9 protein-coding genes are annotated in these 18,003 nt (G+C 64.3%); 8 read left to right on the top strand and 1 reads right to left on the bottom strand.

Translation table 11 applies throughout. The features are described from left to right. Positions 1-8: 8 nt before the first annotated feature. Positions 9-707: a hypothetical protein gene (locus QU663_RS08725; RefSeq protein ID WP_304990709.1), complete on the bottom strand. Its 699-nt coding sequence runs from the start codon at positions 705-707 to the stop codon at positions 9-11. Here QU663_RS08725 and QU663_RS08720 point away from each other — a divergent pair. From QU663_RS08720 to rpsG, 8 genes are all read left to right on the top strand, one after another. After that, positions 624-1,952, top strand: coding sequence for an ISL3 family transposase (locus tag QU663_RS08720; protein WP_304990531.1), 1,329 nt, complete (start codon positions 624-626; stop codon positions 1,950-1,952). The two genes, QU663_RS08725 and QU663_RS08720, sit on opposite strands and share 84 nt — an antisense overlap. A 610-nt stretch (positions 1,953-2,562) precedes the next feature. Next, positions 2,563-3,912, top strand: coding sequence for an IS256 family transposase (locus tag QU663_RS08715; RefSeq protein WP_304990554.1), 1,350 nt, complete (start codon positions 2,563-2,565; stop codon positions 3,910-3,912). Positions 3,913-4,170: 258 nt separating this feature from the next. After that, the gene (gene rpoB / locus QU663_RS08710; protein ID WP_021611699.1) at positions 4,171-7,647 is read left to right on the top strand and encodes a DNA-directed RNA polymerase subunit beta; all 3,477 of its coding nucleotides are present in this window, start codon (positions 4,171-4,173) and stop codon (positions 7,645-7,647) included. 15 nt (positions 7,648-7,662) lie between these two features. Then, entirely contained in the window at positions 7,663-11,565 is a 3,903-nt protein-coding gene (locus tag QU663_RS08705; protein ID WP_021611698.1) for a DNA-directed RNA polymerase subunit beta', read from the top strand. 232 nt (positions 11,566-11,797) lie between these two features. After that, positions 11,798-13,246: an LPXTG cell wall anchor domain-containing protein gene (locus QU663_RS08700; RefSeq protein ID WP_304990553.1), complete on the top strand. Its 1,449-nt coding sequence runs from the start codon at positions 11,798-11,800 to the stop codon at positions 13,244-13,246. 420 nt (positions 13,247-13,666) lie between these two features. Next, positions 13,667-16,618: a glycoside hydrolase family 3 N-terminal domain-containing protein gene (locus QU663_RS08695; protein WP_021610900.1), complete on the top strand. Its 2,952-nt coding sequence runs from the start codon at positions 13,667-13,669 to the stop codon at positions 16,616-16,618. A gap of 530 nt (positions 16,619-17,148) precedes the next feature. Then, positions 17,149-17,523: a 30S ribosomal protein S12 gene (gene rpsL / locus QU663_RS08690; protein WP_003790639.1), complete on the top strand. Its 375-nt coding sequence runs from the start codon at positions 17,149-17,151 to the stop codon at positions 17,521-17,523. Next, positions 17,523-17,993: a 30S ribosomal protein S7 gene (gene rpsG, locus QU663_RS08685; RefSeq protein WP_003790637.1), complete on the top strand. Its 471-nt coding sequence runs from the start codon at positions 17,523-17,525 to the stop codon at positions 17,991-17,993. Before rpsL ends, rpsG begins: the two co-directional genes overlap by 1 nt. Positions 17,994-18,003 lie beyond the last annotated feature (10 nt).

Raw genomic sequence — 18,003 nt, 5'->3', positions numbered from 1 at the left:
TTGGTTCTCTAGCTGATCTCTCCGAGTTTGACGCACCACAGATCTTTGCTGCGCGCGTAGATGAGAGTGGCGAGTGTTTGGATGGGGCCGTCAGCGGTAAGGTCTGCGAAAGTCTCGGCGCTCCTACCCGTAACGTAGCCGATCACGACATCATCGTGACAGATAGAAAGATCGGGCGTGATGACTACCCGGAGTCTGCGTTGGGAGCCGCTGGTGGCACCAAGTTGATCAGCAACATTGATGAGGATGTGTTGGGTGGTCTCGACACCGGCTATCCAGCAACTCGGGATGTCGCGCGCGTTCACGTACCGTGCATAGATGGCACCAAGCGCACCGCCGTCGCTGTTATCAATGGTCGCGGTCGTATCAATATCGTCGATAATTTCAATCGTTTCTCGAAGTGCCTGAACCGTAGGAGTTAGTTCTCGGCTTGCTTCCAGCTCACCGATAGTGTCGATGAATGCGCGAACGAGCCGTGCTAAGAAGGCCTGAACATCGCCGTCAATCCGGCTCTTCCGAGTTGAGTGTGGGTGACCGGGTGTTGGTCGGGGGTTGCGGGTAGAGGTCGAGGTCCTTGATGATGAGCGGACTTCAACCCCCGCGATCTTCAAAGGACCTCGACAATGTCTCACCCTACCTGCTGCTGCTCTGTGTCGCTTGATCGTTGTGATCGGTGTGATCTGCTCGTCGGTTTGGAGGGCTTCCATCTGATGAGCGTGGCTCGCACCCCAGATGCTCTGGTGCTCGATGTTGAGTCGTGCAACCAGCTGGCGGGGTGCCCGGGTTGTGGGGTGATTGCTCAAGGTCACGGGCGTGTGGTGGTGGAGGTGATCGACGCGCCCTGGGCAGGGGTTCCAGTACGGATCCGGTGGTTTAAGCGACGCTGGATATGCCGCGAAACCACCTGCCAGATCGCGACCTTTAGCGAGCAGAACCACTCGATGTGCGCACCTCGGGCGCGTCTGGGTGTGCGGGCGATCCGCTGGGCGATCCGACAGTTGCGCTTCGAGGGAGCCACTATCGCTGGCCTGGCCCGCCAGTTAGGAACCACGTGGAACACCGTGTGGTCCCATATCAAGCCGCGTCTGCAAGCCGCATCTGAGGACCCCGCCCGCTTCGCAGGGGTGCAGGTATTGGGGGTTGACGAGCACGTATGGCATCACCAGGACCGACGCCGACGGGGCCCCCGTGAGCTCACCGGCATCGTGGACCTGACGCGAGGGGAGGATCATCCCACGGCCCGCTTGTTGGACCTGGTCCCGGGAAGGTCTGGCACCGTGTACAAGAACTGGCTGGCCGAGCGCGGCGAAGACTTCCGCACGGGAGTGCGAATCGCGACGCTGGATCCCTTCCAGGGATATAAGAACGCCATCGATGACCAGCTCCAAGACGCAACCAGCGTGCTGGACGCCTTCCATATCGTCAAGCTCGCTGGCGACGCTCTCGATGAGGTACGCCGCCGCGTCCAGCAAGACACCCTGGGTCACCGCGGACGCAAGGGGGATCCCCTCTATCAGATCCGCAATCTTTTGCGTGCCTCGCGTGATCGGCTCACGAAGCGTCAAAAGGAACGACTCCGTGAGGCCTTCGTGGCAGATGAGGCGCATATCAGTGTTGAAGTCGCCTACCTGCTCACCCAGCAAGTCCGCGAGGTCTTCCACCAAGCCACACCCGCCCAAGGCCGACACCTGGCCACACGCCTTATTGAGCGCCTACCAAGGTGTCCCATCCCCGAAATCGCTCGCCTGGGTCGGACCCTACGCACGTGGAAGGATGCCTTCTTGGCCTACTTCGATACCGGCGGAGCCAGCAACGGCCCGACTGAAGCAATCAACGGAATCATCGAACTAGGCAGACGCACCGCCAGAGGCTACCGCAACCCCACCAACTACCAACTCCGAATGCTCCTCATCGCAGGAGGCCTAGACGCCTCCACCCACACTCAACTCTGAAGAGCCGTCAATCCCAAGGCGTGCTAGTTCCTTATTAACTCGCTCCTCGAAACGTGTTGTGATAGGTCCATTGCTCATTGCCGGAATCCTCTCATCTGGGACGCGAAGGACTGATGGATGGCGGTTGTATAACGAACATTCATAGTGTCTCCTCTCGACTGCAAGAGATGTGTGTCTATCCGTTTTGTGAGCGTATCAAACTGTCTTGGTGTACCTAGTAACACCCTGACCATGTGTGGAGCGCACATTGACCTGAGCTGCCAGATGCTCCACGTACGTCATCGTAAAACATAGAATGCAAACCTGTGTACCGAGTTTCGTCTGGTGTGCCTCGTGGTTGTAGTGGTGGCTGGGTGTCTGTCTGGGTATTGTCATTTAACTACGAACCGCTCATTGGGTCTGTCGCGTATGTCGGTGGTATCTGTCGTCATCTGTCGATGTAATGGTCCACGCACGTCGCAGGTGCTGTGGCACGGGCAAGCTGCTCAGATGTGGGTCGTCGGTTCAAGCCCGACTTGGGGCACCACCAACCCAGCCTGGGAGCCGCCGCCGTCGCGCCGGGCGTGTTTAATTGTCTGTGTATCCGTCTTTTGTTTGAAAGGATTGATGCATGATGAATGATGATGATGTTGTTGTGGCTCGCGCTAGTGGGCGTGAGACGGTGGAGGAGCTTCGTCGCTCGGGGGCGTTGGATGCGTTGTTTGAGCGTCTTGATGCTGGCGAGGTCGAGATGACGGGTAGCGAGGGCTTGTTGCCGGCGTTGCTTAAGGAGGCGTTGGAGCGCGGGTTGGCCGCGGAGCTGACCGAGCACTTGGGGTATGAGAAGGGCCAGGCCAGTGGGCAGGCGCGCTCGAACACGAGGAACGGCACGACGAAGAAGACCGTGATGTCGGAGGTGGGAGCCTTCGAGATCGAGGTTCCCCGGGACCGGGCGGGCTCGTTCACCCCGCGCCTGGTGCGTAAAGGACAGCGGCGCCTTGATGGTTTGGATTCGATGATTATCAGCTTGTATGCCGGGGGGATGACGGTACGCGATATCCGCCATCACCTGGCCTCCACCCTGGGCGTGGAGGTGGGCGCTGGGACGATTTCTACGATCACTGACGCGGTGTGCGAGGCCGTCTTGGAGTGGCAGCACCGCCCCTTAGAAGCGTTCTACCCGGTGATCTACCTGGATGCGATCCGCATCAAAGTCCGATGCGATCACAGGGTGGAGAACCGGGCCGCTCACCTGGCGGTCGGAGTGGACATGGAGGGGGTCAAGCACGTGCTGGGCATCTGGGTCCAAGCCGATGAAGGCGCCTCCTTTTGGGCCCACGTGTGCGCCGAGCTGGCCAACCGAGGCCTACGCGATGTCCTGATCGTGTGCTGCGACGGACTTACTGGCCTGCCTGAAGCCATCGAAGCGACCTGGCCCCAGTCCATGGTCCAAACCTGCGTCGTTCACTTAATCCGCGCCTCCATGCGTTTCGTGTCCTACAAGGACCGCAAGAGCGTCGCCGCGGCTCTCAAGGCCGTGTACAGCGCGCCCAACGAGGAAACCGCCCGAGGGGCGCTGGAGGACTTCGCGGCCAGCGACCTGGGAGCGCGCTACCCCCAAACGGTTGCCACCTGGCAGCGCGCCTGGCAGCGCTTCACGCCGTTCTTGGCGTTCCCGCCCATGCTGCGCCGCGTCGTGTACACCACCAACGCTATCGAGTCCTTGAACTACCAGCTACGCAAAATCACCAAGAACCGCGGGCATTTCCCCAGCGAAGAAGCCGCCGTCAAACTCTTGTGGCTCGCCATCTGCAACATCGAAGACAAACGAGCCGCCCAGCGCCTCACAGACGCTGGCAAACCCCCCAACAAACGAACAGGACACACCCGCCTCATCGAAGGACACACCACCACCAACTGGAAACAAGCCCTCGCCCAACTCACCACCGCCTACCCCGACCGAATCACCCCCTACCTCTAACCCCCATACACAGAAAAATTGACAGGCTCGTCGCGCCTGACGGACCAGCCGGCCACGGCCTCGTTCCCGTGAGACCCTGCACATATCACACGGACCCTTGACTCGCGACGCGACTCACGGTAACCTGAGTATTTGCGCCTTATCATGCCCGAGGTGACCCGTATCCAGCCGTCGTAACAGGCGCTTGACGGACCAGGACGCGTCAGATAATGGGTGATAAGGAAGCGTGCGCACCGTAACAGCAGGGAAGGACCCCCTTTGGCTGCCAACAGCACCGCCAAACAGCCCAGCCACCGCATCTCGTTCGCGAAGCTCCGTGAACCCCTCCAGGCCCCCAATCTGCTGGGCCTGCAGGTCGAAAGCTTCGACTGGCTGCTGGGCAATGACGCGTGGAAGGCCCGCGTCGAAGCCGCTCAGGCATCCGGCCGACATGACGTCCCCGACGTCTCCGGCCTCGAAGAAATCTTCCATGAGATTTCCCCCATTGAGGACGTCGCAGGCACCATGAGCCTGTCGTTCCACGACCACCGCCTCGAATCCCCCAAGTACTCCATGGAGGAAGCCAAGGCGAAGGACTACACGTACTCCGCACCCATGTACGTGACCGCCGAGTTCATGAACTACGAAACCGGCGAAATCAAGTCCCAGACCGTGTTCATGGGCGACTTCCCGCTCATGACCCCCCGCGGTACCTTCATTATCAACGGCACCGAGCGCGTCGTCGTCTCCCAGCTCGTGCGTTCCCCCGGCGTGTACTTCGAGAAGCTCTCGGACCGCTCGACCGACAAGGAAACCTTCGGCGCGAAGATCATCCCCTCACGCGGCGCGTGGCTCGAATTCGAGATCGACAAGCGCGACGCCGTCGGCGTGCGCATCGACCGCAAGCGTAAGCAGTCGGTCACCCACTTCCTCAAGGCCATCGGCATGACCGAGTCCGAGATCCGCGACACCTTCGCCGCGTACCCGGTCCTGCTCGAAACCCTCGAGAAGGACACCGTCGGCACGCAGGAAGAAGCCCTGCTCGACATCTACCGCAAGCTGCGCCCCGGCGAGCCCGCGAACGTCGACGCCGCCCAGACGCTGCTCAACAACTTCTACTTCGACCCTCGTCGCTACGACCTGGCCAAGGTCGGCCGCTACAAGATCAACAAGAAGCTGGCCATCGAAGCCGACCCCAAGGCCTCGACCCTCTCCCTCGAGGACATCGTCGCCACCGTCAAGTACCTCCTCGCCCTCCACCAGGGCGACAAGACCTTCGCCGGCACGCGCAATGGCGAGCCCGTCGAGGTCCGCGTCGAGGTCGACGACATCGACAACTTCGCCAACCGTCGCATCCGCGCCGTCGGCGAGCTCATCCAGGGCCAGGTCCGCACCGGCCTGGCGCGCATGGAGCGCACCGTGCGCGAGCGCATGACCACCCAGGAGACGGACTCGATCACGCCCCAGACGCTGATCAACATCCGCCCCGTCGTGGCCGCGATCAAGGAGTTCTTCGGAACCTCCCAGCTCTCGCAGTTCATGGACCAGAACAACCCGCTGGCCGGCCTGACCCACAAGCGCCGCCTGTCGGCCCTGGGCCCCGGCGGTCTGTCCCGTGACCGCGCTGGCATGGAAGTCCGAGACGTCCACCCCTCGCACTACGGCCGCATGTGCCCGATCGAGTCCCCTGAAGGCCCGAACATCGGCCTCATCGGCTCGCTCGCGACCTTCGCGCGCATCAACCCCTTCGGCTTCATTGAGACGCCCTACCGCGTCGTCAAGGACGGTAAGGTCACCGACGAAATCCGCTACCTCACCGCGGACGACGAGAAGGGCCACTTCATCGCCCAGGCCTCGTCGCCCCTCGAGGCCGACGGTTCCTTCGCCGAGCACGACGTCCTGTGCCGTGTCGCCGGCGAGGACCCGACCCTGATCGCCCGCGATCGCGTCGACTACATGGACGTCTCCGCACGCCAGATGGTGTCCGTCGCCGCGGCGTTCATTCCCTTCCTCGAGCACGACGACGCTAACCGAGCCCTCATGGGCGCGAACATGCAGCGTCAGGCCGTGCCGCTGCTCACCACGGAAGCCCCGCTGGTCGGCACCGGCATGGAGCTGCGCGCCGCGCACGACTCCGGCGAAATGATCCTCGCCGCGCACTCCGGCGTCGTCTCCGAGGTATCCGCGGACCTGATCGTCGTCTCCACGGACGAGGGCGGCCGCGACTCCTACCGCCTCGAAAAGTTCGAGCGCTCCAACCCCGGTAACTGCACCAACCAGCGCGTTATCGTGGACGAGGGCGACCGCGTCGAGGTCGGCGACGTCCTGGCCGACGGCCCCGCCACCTCCAACGGCGAGGTCGCGCTCGGCAAGAACCTCCTCGTCGCCTACATGTCGTGGGAAGGCCTCAACTACGAGGACGCCATCATCCTGAGCCGCCGCGTCGTGGAAGAGGACATCCTGACCTCGATCCACATCGAGGAATACGAGGTCGACGCCCGCGAGACCAAGCTCGGTGAGGAAGAGATCACCCGCGATATCCCCAACGTCTCCGAGGAATCCCTCTCCGACCTGGACGAGCGCGGCATCATCCGCATCGGCGCCGAGGTCACCGCCGGCGACATCCTCGTCGGCAAGGTCACCCCCAAGGGCGAGACCGAGCTGACCTCCGAAGAGCGCCTGCTGCGCGCCATCTTCGGCGAGAAGGCCCGCGAGGTGCGCGACACCTCCCTGCGCGTCCCCCACGGCGAAGAAGGCATCGTCATCGGCGTCCGTGAATTCAACGACGACGAAGACGACCTCAACCCCGGCGTCCGCCAGACCGTGCGCGTCTACGTCGCTCAGCGACGCAAGATCACGATCGGCGACAAGATGGCCGGCCGCCACGGCAACAAGGGCGTCGTGTCCAAGATCCTCCCGGTCGAGGATATGCCGTTCCTCGCCGACGGCACGCCCGTCGACATCATCCTCAACCCGCTGGGCGTCCCCGGCCGAATGAACGTCGGCCAGGTGCTCGAGTACCACCTCGGGTGGCTCGCCCACCAGGGCTGGGACGCCTCGGCCGCCGTCGAGGCCGGCGAAGAGTGGACGGCACACCTGCCCGCCGACGGCATCACGGTCGCCCCCGGCACGCGCGTCGCCACCCCCGTCTTCGACGGCCTCGAGGCCGACGAACTCGCGGGCCTGCTGCGCAACGTGAACCCGACCCGCGACGGCGAGGTCCTCACCAACCACGAGGGCAAGGCGCGCCTCTTCGACGGCCGCTCCGGCGAGCCGTTCCCGTACCCGATCTCGGTGGGCTACACCTACATGCTCAAGCTCCACCACCTGGTCGACGACAAGATCCACGCCCGCTCGACGGGCCCGTACTCGATGATCACGCAGCAGCCGCTGGGCGGTAAGGCCCAGTTCGGCGGCCAGCGCTTCGGCGAAATGGAGGTGTGGGCCCTGGAAGCTTACGGCGCCGCCTACGCCCTCCAGGAGCTGCTGACCATCAAGTCCGACGACACCACCGGCCGCGTCAAGGTGTACGAGGCCATCGTCAAGGGCGAGGACATCCCCGAGCCCGGCATCCCCGAGTCCTTCCGAGTCCTCATCCAGGAAATGCGCTCGCTGTGCCTGAACGTCGAAGCCCTCGACGCGGCCGGCAACGTCATTGACCTGCGCGAGCAGGACGAAGACTTCAATGCGCGTGAGGACTTGGGTATTACACTCGATGCCCGTCCGAACGCTGCGGCGACCATCGACGCGATCTGATAGGGAGAGATAACTTTGCTGGACGCCAAAACGTTCGACAGCCTGAAGATCACCCTGGCCACCGGCGACGACATCGCCGTCTGGAGCCACGGTGAAGTCAAGAAGCCGGAGACCATCAACTACCGCACGCTCAAGCCCGAGCGCGACGGCCTGTTCGGTGAGCAGATCTTCGGTCCCACCCGCGACTGGGAGTGCGCGTGTGGCAAGTACAAGCGCGTGCGCTACAAGGGCATCATCTGCGAGAAGTGCGGAGTCGAGGTCACTCGCTCCCGCGTCCGCCGTGAGCGCATGGGTCACATCGACCTGGCCGCCCCCGTCACGCACATCTGGTACTTCAAGGGTGTTCCCTCGCGCCTGGGCTACGTGCTCAACCTCGCGCCCAAGGACCTCGAGAAGGTCATCTACTTCGCCGCCTACATGATCACCGAGGTCGACGAAAAGGGTCGCCACGAGGATCTGGCTGAACTGCGCGCCGAACTCGAGGTGCAGAAGAAGCAGATGGAGAACAACCGCGACGCCACGATCAACGACTTCGCGGAGCAGCTCGAGTCCGACATCGCCGCCCTGGAGAAGGACGGCGCCTCGCAGGCGGAGCGTGAGCGCGCCCGCAAGCAGGGCGAGCGCGAGATGGCCAAGATCCGTCGTCGCTTCGACGGCGACATCGACGGCCTCGAGGCCGTGTGGGAGCGCTTCAAGGACCTCAAGGTCGGCGACCTCGAGGGCGACGAGCGCCTCTACCGCGCGATGGTGGCCCGCTACGGCACCTACTTCAAGGGTGACATGGGCGCGTCCGCCATCCAGAAGCGCCTGGAGACCTTCGACCTGGAGGGCGAGGTCGCCGCGCTGCGCCAGACCATCGCCTCGGACTCCGGCCCGCGTAAGGCCCGCGCCATCAAGCGCCTGAAGGTCATCAACGCCTTCGTCGCGACCGGCAACTCCCCGGCCTCGATGGTCCTCACCAAGATCCCCGTGATCCCCCCGGACCTGCGCCCCATGGTGCAGCTGGACGGCGGCCGCTTCGCGACCTCCGACCTCAACGACCTGTACCGCCGCGTCATCAACCGCAACACCCGACTCAAGCGACTGCTCGAGCTGGGCGCCCCCGAGATCATCGTCAACAACGAGAAGCGCATGCTTCAGGAATCCGTTGACGCCCTCTTCGACAACGGCCGCCGCGGCCGCCCCGTCGCGGGTCCCGGCAACCGTCCGCTCAAGTCGATCTCGGACATGCTCAAGGGCAAGCAGGGTCGTTTCCGTCAGAACCTGCTCGGCAAGCGAGTCGACTACTCGGGTCGTTCCGTGATCGTCGTCGGCCCGCAGCTACAGCTCCACCAGTGTGGTCTGCCCAAGGCGATGGCCCTGGAGCTGTTCAAGCCCTTCGTCATGAAGCGCCTGGTTGAGAAGAACTACGCGCAGAACGTCAAGGCCGCCAAGCGCAAGGTCGAGCGTCAGCGCCCCGAGGTGTGGGACGTCCTCGACGACGTCATCCGCGAGCACCCCGTGCTGCTCAACCGTGCGCCCACGCTGCACCGCCTCGGCATCCAGGCGTTCGAGCCCCAGCTCATTGAGGGTAAGGCCATCCAGCTGCACCCCCTCGCCTGTGGCGCCTTCAACGCCGACTTCGACGGCGACCAGATGGCCGTTCACCTGCCGCTGGGCGCTGAGGCGCAGGCCGAGGCCCGCATCCTCATGCTGTCGACAAACAACATCCTCAAGCCCTCCGACGGCCGCCCCGTGGCCATGCCGTCGCAGGACATGATCATCGGCCTGTTCCACCTGACCTCGAACCCCGACCCGTCGATCCCGGTCGAGAAGGACGAGGACGGCAACCCCGTGGTTCCGTACTTCTCCAGCCAGGCGGAGGCCCAGATGGCGTTCGACGCGGGGAAACTGGACCTGAACGCGACCGCGTGCATCCGCTTCGCCGACGGCACCGTGCCGCCCGAGGGCTGGGAAGCCCCCGAGGGGTGGGAGAGCGGCGACGAGCTGATCCTCGAGACCAGCCTCGGCCGCGCGATCTTCAACGAACTGCTGCCCACCGACTACCCCTTCGTCAACGAGGTCGTCGGCAAGAAACAGCTCGGCAACATCGTGAACACCCTGACGCAGCGCTACCCGAACGTGCTCGTCGCGGACTGCCTCGACGCCCTGAAGTCGGCCGGCTTCCACTGGTCGACGTGGTCGGGCATCACGATTGCGTTCTCCGACATTCAGGCCTCGCCGCGTAAGCGCGAGATCCTGGCCCGCTACGAGGCCAAGGCCGCCGAGATCGTCGAGCAGTTCGAGACGGGTATCATCCTCGAGGAGACCCGCTACGAGGAGCTCGTCAAGCTGTGGCTGCAGTGCACCGAAGAGGTCGCCGAGGATATGCGCGCGAACTTCTCCGAGCGCAACACCGTGTACCGCATGGTGAACTCGGGTGCCCGTGGTAACTGGTCGCAGGTTCAGCAGATCGCCGGTATGCGTGGCCTCGTGTCCGACCCGAAGCAGAAGCTGATCGAGCAGCCCATTAAGGCGAACTACCGCGAGGGCTTGACGGTTCTCGAGTACTTCATCGCCACGCACGGCGCCCGTAAGGGCCTGGTCGATACGGCTCTGCGTACCGCCGAGTCGGGCTACCTGACACGTCGTCTGGTCGACGTTTCGCAGGACGTCATCGTCCGCGAGGCCGACTGTGGCACCCGCGCGGGCCTGAAGATCGACATCGCTCACAAGAACGAGTTCGGCGAGTGGGAGGCGTCCGATACCATCGAGACGACCGCCTACGCCCGTAACCTCGCCCGCGACGCGGTCAACGAGGCCGGAGAGGTCGTCATGCCCGCAGGCACCGACCTGGGTGACGATCAGCTCGCCGAGCTCGTCGCCGCCGGCGTCGCGCAGATCGTTGTCCGTTCCGTGCTCACCTGTGAGTCTCAGGTCGGAACCTGCGCGAAGTGCTACGGCCGTTCGCTGGCCACCGGCAAACAGGTCGACATCGGCGAGGCCGTCGGCATTATCGCCGCCCAGTCGATTGGCGAGCCCGGCACGCAGCTGACGATGCGTACCTTCCACACCGGTGGCGCCGCCTCCGCAGCGGATATTACACAGGGTCTGCCCCGTGTCCAGGAGCTCTTCGAGGCGCGCAGCCCGAAGGTCGAGGCCAAGATGAACGAGGCCGCCGGCCGCGTCCACATCGACGACGAGGATCCGAGCGCTCGTAAGGTGATCATCACCCGCGACGACGGCAAGGAAGACCTGGTCATCGAGGTGTCGCGCCGCCAGAAGCTCCTCGTCTCGGAGGGCCAGCACATCGCTGCGGGCACCCCGCTGACCGAGGGCCAGCTGGACCCGAAGGAGATCCTGCGCATCATGGGCCGCAACGTCGCCCAGAAGATGCTCGTGGACGAGGTCCAGAAGGTGTACCGCGACCAGGGCGTGGGTATCCACGCCAAGCACATCGAGGTCATCGTCCGTCAGATGCTGCGCCGCGTCACCATCCTGGAGCCCGGCGACACGACGTTCATGCCGGGCGAGCTCGTCGACCGCATGGCGTACCTGACGCAGAACCGCCGCGTCGCAGCCGAGGGCGGCCAGCCCGCCTCCGGCCGCCAGATGCTGATGGGCATTACGAAGGCGTCGCTGGCCACGGATTCGTGGCTGAGTGCCGCGTCCTTCCAGGAGACCACCAAGGTCCTGACCGAGGCCGCCATGAACGGCAAGTCGGACTCCCTGGTGGGCCTCAAGGAGAACGTCATCCTCGGTAAGCTCATCCCGGCTGGTACCGGCCTGTCGCGCTACAACGACGTCATCGTCGAGCCGACGGCTGAGGCCATGGCGAACTCGAACTACTCCGAGGCCGACTTCGGTGACGGCTCCGTGTCCGAGGACTTCCTCGACGCGCTGGGCGCCATCGACTTTGGCATGAACTTCCGCGAGTAATCGGGATCGTTCACCCGTGAGGGCCCCGGCCTCGTCCGTGACAGCGTGACAAGGCCGGGGCCCTTTGTCGTATCTGCTTGCACGCCCTGAGCATGCCGGGGATGTCTAACGGCGGCGCAGATCGAGTGCCAGCTGCGACGGTCGAACATGACAAGTTCAACCATTTGGAAAGCTGCGACGCGGATGCTAGATTGACCGCACCATATCCATCAACGCTTAAGGATGTCTCCTCATGCGCCTGTCCAAGAAACTGGTCATTGCTGCGCTCGGCTCCGCGACCCTCGTTCTCAACCCGTTGGCGGCCCTCGCCGCTGGTCCCACGATTGAGGATGCGGACGGACCGCTCGTTCGGATTGCCATCTCCGACACGCTCAACTGCTCGATCAACTACAAGGGCGATAGTTATAACGAGTTCTATAATTCTCGATCCGCGACGGATCCAGCCGACTGTGGAACGTTCCTCGCTGTGGGATCTGAGCTGTTCGGTCCGGGGGAGCTGAAGTCTCGTGCTGCGGTGTCCACAGGGGCGATCGCCTGGACGCCGGTCTCGCAAACGAAGTCGGGAACGGGTACCCAAGCCGATCCGTGGGTCCTCACGACTGTCGTTCGCGGCGGCGGATTCGAGATCACGCAGACGGACACCTACTCAACGGGCAATGACTTCTACGCGACGACCTCGTCGGTGAAGAACATTTCGGATACCGCTCAGGACTTTACTCTCTACCACGCGGCGGATTGCTACCTCCAGGACAACGATTACGGCTTCGGTGAGTACGACGCGAACACGGGAACGGTTATCTGCCGAGCGAAGGATCCGGAAACCGGCCAGCACACGGATCGTGGCCGAGTCGAGCAGTTCGTCCCGACGACCGCCGGTTCGAACTACTACTACAGTTCCTTTAACGAGGTCTGGGACAAGGTCAAGGACCGTGAGCCGCTGCCCAACAAGCTCGACCACGCCGATGACAACCGGGACAACGGCATGGCTCTGAGCTGGACTCGTACCCTCGAGCCGAATACGACGGCCGACTACTCTCTCATCACCTCCTTCTCGCCGAAGGGCCAGGTCGCGCTGTCCTCCGCGACATGCGCCGTCGCCCAGCCGGGCGCCGACTCCACCGCGACGCGCACCATCGGCGTGACGATCACAAACCCGAACCCTGATGTCAAGTCGGTTCAGACGGTCATTGCGACACTGTCGGACGACGCCACCTACGTTCCCCAGTCGGCCAGCGGCGCCCCCGAGCCGACGGTCGCGGGCAAGGTGCTTACCTTCAAGGATCTCGAGCTTCCCGCCAACGGGTCGGTGAAGTTCTCGTTCCTTATCACCGGTAGCGCTGAGGTTACGCCGCTCGTGAAGATCTCGGGGACGACGACGAGCGGCGCAGCCATCGCCGAGTCCGATACCTCGGCGTCTTCGACGTGCGATTTCCCCGAGCTTCCGAAGCCCGATCAGCCCCAGCCGACCCCCGAGCAGCCGCAGCCGACCCCCGAGCAGCCGCAGCCGACCCCCGAGCAGCCGCAGCCCACTCCCGGGCAGCCGCAGCCCGCGGGTGGCAAGAGCTCTGACGGCAACAAGCTTGCCAGCACCGGCGCGAACACCGGCGTTGCCATCGCGCTCGTCGGCCTGCTCGGCGTCGCCGGCGTCGGCCTCGTGGCGGCCAAGCGCCGCGCACGCTGATCGTAAATCCGGTCGACAACGGTACAGGGCCCGGTCCCCGCGAGGGGGCCGGGCCCTCGCGCATCCCCTGTGACGTCACTCGTCGGTGGCGGGGCTGATGCCGACGTGGCGTTGGGGCATGAATAGCTGCTGGCCCCGACCTCGGACAGGGAACGAGGCTGGCGGGGAGAGCCGCTTCCCGAGTAGGTGGCGAAGTCCGCGGGGCGTCAGGCTGCCCATCCTGACAGATTGTGCAGCGAATCCGACAGAACGCACGAGGCCCCACGGCGCAGGGGCGACCGTGCGGTTGAATAGGTGGTGGCGGTTCCCATCTGCCCCTGGTCTGCGGCGACCCACGTCTATGGAGACACAAACGGGATGGACAGGGAGCTGATCTGACTCTGGGATGCAGGGTTTCGAAGCTGAAAGAGGACATCAACAATGCTTTCCATCAACTGGTCTGATGTGTGGAAGATGGTTGAGTCGATCAAGGTCCCCTTGATCGTCATCGGCGCGGCGCTGGCGCTCGCCATCATCGTCTCCCTCGCTGTTTTCAAGATGGGCAAGCCTGCCCGCAAGCTCACGCGCTCGACGGCCTGGGTCGCGGCGCTCGTCGCGGTCGTCGTGGCCGTCGTGTCGATGATGTACGGCGGCTTCAAGAAGGTGCTTGACCTGGCTGCCGGCACCGGCGCGCTGACGGACGTCTCGAAGGCTCAGGTGGAAGAACTGGGCAACAATATCTCGGACGAGGGCATGGTCCTTCTGAAGAATCAGAACGGTGCCCTGCCTCTCGCCAAGGGCTCCGCGATCAACGTGTGGGGCTGGGGCTCGACGAACCCGATCTACGGCGGCACAGGCTCCGGCTCGCTCTCGAAGGACAATCCCACTACGACGCTCCTCGACGGCCTCCACAACGCTGGCTTCACCACGAACGACGAGCTGACGAACCTGTACACCTCTTACCGCGCGGAGCGCCCCGAGGTCGGCATGTTTAAGGCCGACTGGTCGCTGCCCGAGCCCACGCAGGATAAGTACTCTGACGACCTGCTCTCCAACGCCACTGCCTTCGGTGACACCGCCGTGGTGACGATCGCCCGCTCGGGCGGCGAGGGCTTCGACCTGCCGCGCAACGTCAACCAGGAAATGGCGGACAACCCGTACTTCAGCTACACGAACAACTCCGAGGAGTACGCGGACTTCGAGGACGGCCAGGGCTACCTCGAGCTGACGCGTCCCGAGAAGGACATGATCGAGCTGGCGAAGAAGACCTCGACGAAGACGGTCGTCGTCATTAACGCCGCCAACGCCTTCCAGCTGGGCGACCTCCAGGACGACCCGGAGATCGACGCGATCGTGTGGGCGATCCCCGGCGGCCAGGTGGGCTTCAACGCGCTGGGCCGCATCCTGGACGGCGAGGTGAACCCCTCCGCCAAGACCCCCGACACCTTCGCCCGCGACATTAAGGCGGGTCCCGCGGCCAACAACTTCGGCGACTTCCAGTACACGAACATGACGGAGTTCGCCCAGGATGACCCCTTCAACAAGGGCACTCAGACGCAGCCGTCTTTCGTGAACTACAACGAGTCGATCTACGTCGGCTACCGCTGGTACGAGACGGCCGCCGCTGAGGGCGTCATCGACTACGGCAACGAGGTTGTCTACCCGTTTGGTTTCGGCCTGTCCTACACGACGTTCTCCCAGTCGATGAGTGACATCACGGTCGACGAGGCCACGGGTACCATGTCCGTTGACGTGACCGTGACGAACACGGGCCAGGTCGCCGGTAAGGACGTCGTGCAGATCTACGACAACCCGCCCTACACGGACGGCGGCATCGAAAAGGCTGCGGCGAACCTGCTGTCCTACGAGAAGACGAAGCTGCTGGAGCCCGGTGAGTCCCAGACGCTGACGGTCACGTGGAACCGTGACGCGCTCGCTTCCTACGACTCGGTGAATGCGAAGGCCTACGTGCTCGAGGCCGGCGACTACACGATCTCCGCGCGTTCCAACTCGCACGACGTCATCGACGAGAAGACGTACACGGTGGGCGCGACGCAGACCTTCGACACCTCGGACAACACGCACGACGGTGACCAGGTCGTGGCGACCAACCGCTTCGACGACGCGAAGGGTGACGTCACCTACCTGTCGCGCGCCGGCCACTTCGCCAACTTTGCGGAGTCGACCGCCGCCCCCACGAACTTCGAGATGAGCGAGGCCGATAAGGCGAAGTTCCTTGCGACCTCGAATTATGACGCGGCGGCCGCCGATGCTGACTCCAGCGCGACGATGCCCACCACGGGTGCCAGGAATGGCCTCGTCCTGGGTGACCTCGCTGGCCTCGACTACGACGACCCGACGTGGGATCAGCTCCTCGACCAGCTCACCGTCAAGGAAATGAACACACTCATCTCCAAGGGCGGCTACGGCTCCCCGGCGATCTCCTCGATCGGCAAGCTGCGCGTCTCCGACGTGGACGGCCCGGCCTCGCTGAACAACAACTTCACGGGCGTCGGCTCGATCGGCCTGCCGTCCGCGGTGTCCGTGGCGGCGACCTTCAACAAGGAGCTCGCGCGGTCCTTCGGCGACGCAATCGGCACAATGGCGCACGACATGCAGGTCTCGGGCTGGTACGCGCCGGCAACGAACACGCACCGCTACGCCTACGCGGGACGTAACTTCGAGTACTTCTCGGAGGATCCGGTCCTGGCTGGAACGCTGGTCGCCGAGGAAATCAAGGGCGCCCAGGCGAGGGGCGTGTACGCCTTCCTCAAGCACTTCGCCCTGAACGACCAGGAAACCAACCGCACGCACATGCTGGCGACCTGGACGAACGAGCAGGCAATGCGCGAAATCTACCTGCGTCCCTTCGAGATCGGCGTCAAGGACGGCGGCGCGCACGCGATCATGAGCGCGTTCAACTACATCGGTCCGGAGTACGCGGGTGCGAACTCGGCGCTGCTGAACGGCGTCCTGCGCGACGAGTGGGGCTTCCGCGGCATGGTCCTCACCGACTACTTCGCGGGCTACGGATACCAGAATGCCGACCAGATCACGCGCGGTGGTGGCGACCTGATGCTCGCGACGATCGACATGCCGATCGCGACGGTCAACGTGCAGGATGCCGCGGGTGTGACCGCGCTGCGTAACGCTTCGCACAACATCCTCTACACGGTCGCGAACTCGTGGATGTACGAGAACGGCCAGCCCGAGGTTACCCGCAATACCTGGGAGTACATCACCTGGGTGGTGGCAGGCGCCGCGATCCTGGCGCTCCTCGGACTTGAGCTGGTGGCGATTCGTCGCTACCGCGCCCGCAAGGACGAAGCCGTGATCACCGTCGAGCCCGCCGCCTCCATCGACGAGGCCGGGGCTGACAAGGCGGAGAAGTGACCGATCCGGGAACAACCGGAATGTGCATGACCCTCGGGTGGCAGTGAGCATCGCTGGCTCGTAGGGGAGGGGCCCGCAGGCAAGCGCCTGCGGGCCCCTCCGTGCGCTTGTGAACACGGTGTGCGCCGACCTGTGCGCATCGGACGCCCGGCCCTGCGGGACGACACACTGCGGGACGACACACTGCGGGGCGACACACTGCGGGACGACACACTGCGAGCGGTGCCCGGCCCCGGCCTCGTCGATGAGGGGGGAACCACACGTCAGCCCCTTTGACGAACGGCGACGTTTCCCACTATCCTTGAGGGTGGTTCCCGCCTCTGTGGAACCTCTGTGCCCGGGAAACCGGGAGCGGGCTCCGTCCGTCGGAGCTCCGGGCGTCATTCTCTGACCCTCGCGGTTATCATGGCGCACCGGCCCCCAGCGGACACGTGTGCCCACATGGGGGTTGCGCAGTCGCGGAAGACTGACAATCAGGGCCACCCCTCGACGTGAGGGGAGGCCGCCGACGGAAAGAAACTGGAGACCCAGTGCCTACCATTCAGCAGCTCGTCCGCAAGGGACGTGTCTCGAAGCGCGCGAAGGTGAAGACCCCCGCGCTGAAGGGCTCCCCCCAGCGTCGCGGCGTGTGCACCCGCGTGTACACCACCACGCCGAAGAAGCCGAACTCGGCTCTGCGAAAGGTCGCTCGTGTGCGCCTTTCGTCCGGCATCGAAGTCACCGCGTACATCCCCGGTGAGGGCCACAACCTGCAGGAGCACTCGATCGTGCTCGTGCGCGGTGGTCGTGTGAAGGACCTGCCCGGCGTGCGTTACCGCATCGTCCGCGGCTCGCTCGACACCCAGGGTGTCCGCGGCCGTCAGCAGGCTCGTTCCCGTTACGGCGCGAAGAAGGAGAAGAAGTAATGCCTCGTAAGGGCCCCGCTCCCCGTCGCCCCCTCGTCGATGACCCGGTCTACGGCTCCAAGGTCGTGACCCAGCTGGTCAACCGCGTCCTCCTCGACGGCAAGAAGACCGTCGCCGAGCGCATCGTCTACGGCGCACTTGAAACCGTTCGCGAGCGCACCGAGCAGGAGCCCGTCTCCGTGCTCAAGCGCGCTCTCGAGAACATTCGTCCGGCCCTCGAGGTCCGCTCCCGCCGCGTCGGCGGCGCGACCTACCAGGTCCCCGTCGAGGTTCGCCCCGCGCGCGCCACGACGCTGGCCCTGCGCTGGCTGGTTGACTTCTCGCGTCAGCGCCGCGAGAAGACCATGACCGAGCGTCTCGCCAACGAGATCCTCGACGCCTCCAACGGCCTCGGTGCCGCTGTGAAGCGCCGTGAGGACATGCACAAGATGGCTGAGTCCAACCGCGCCTTCGCGCACTACCGCTGGTGATTTAAAGACG

Origin of the sequence: Schaalia sp. HMT-172, assembly GCF_030644365.1 — a bacterium.
Lineage (GTDB): Bacteria > Actinomycetota > Actinomycetes > Actinomycetales > Actinomycetaceae > Pauljensenia.
Note: the sequence above shows the minus strand (reverse complement) of the source record. Positions and strands in the feature narration are given on the sequence as shown.

Bases quoted from the DNA above. Each gene is read 5' to 3' on its own strand.
- rpsG (WP_003790637.1), top strand. From the start codon at position 17,523: ATGCCTCGTAAGGGCCCCGCTCCCCGTCGCCCCCTCGTCGATGACCCG.
- QU663_RS08720 (WP_304990531.1), top strand. From the start codon at position 624: ATGTCTCACCCTACCTGCTGCTGCTCTGTGTCGCTTGATCGTTGTGAT.
- QU663_RS08725 (WP_304990709.1), bottom strand. From the start codon at position 707: ATGGAAGCCCTCCAAACCGACGAGCAGATCACACCGATCACAACGATC.
- QU663_RS08700 (WP_304990553.1), top strand. From the start codon at position 11,798: ATGCGCCTGTCCAAGAAACTGGTCATTGCTGCGCTCGGCTCCGCGACC.
- QU663_RS08695 (WP_021610900.1), top strand. From the start codon at position 13,667: ATGCTTTCCATCAACTGGTCTGATGTGTGGAAGATGGTTGAGTCGATC.
- QU663_RS08715 (WP_304990554.1), top strand. From the start codon at position 2,563: ATGATGAATGATGATGATGTTGTTGTGGCTCGCGCTAGTGGGCGTGAG.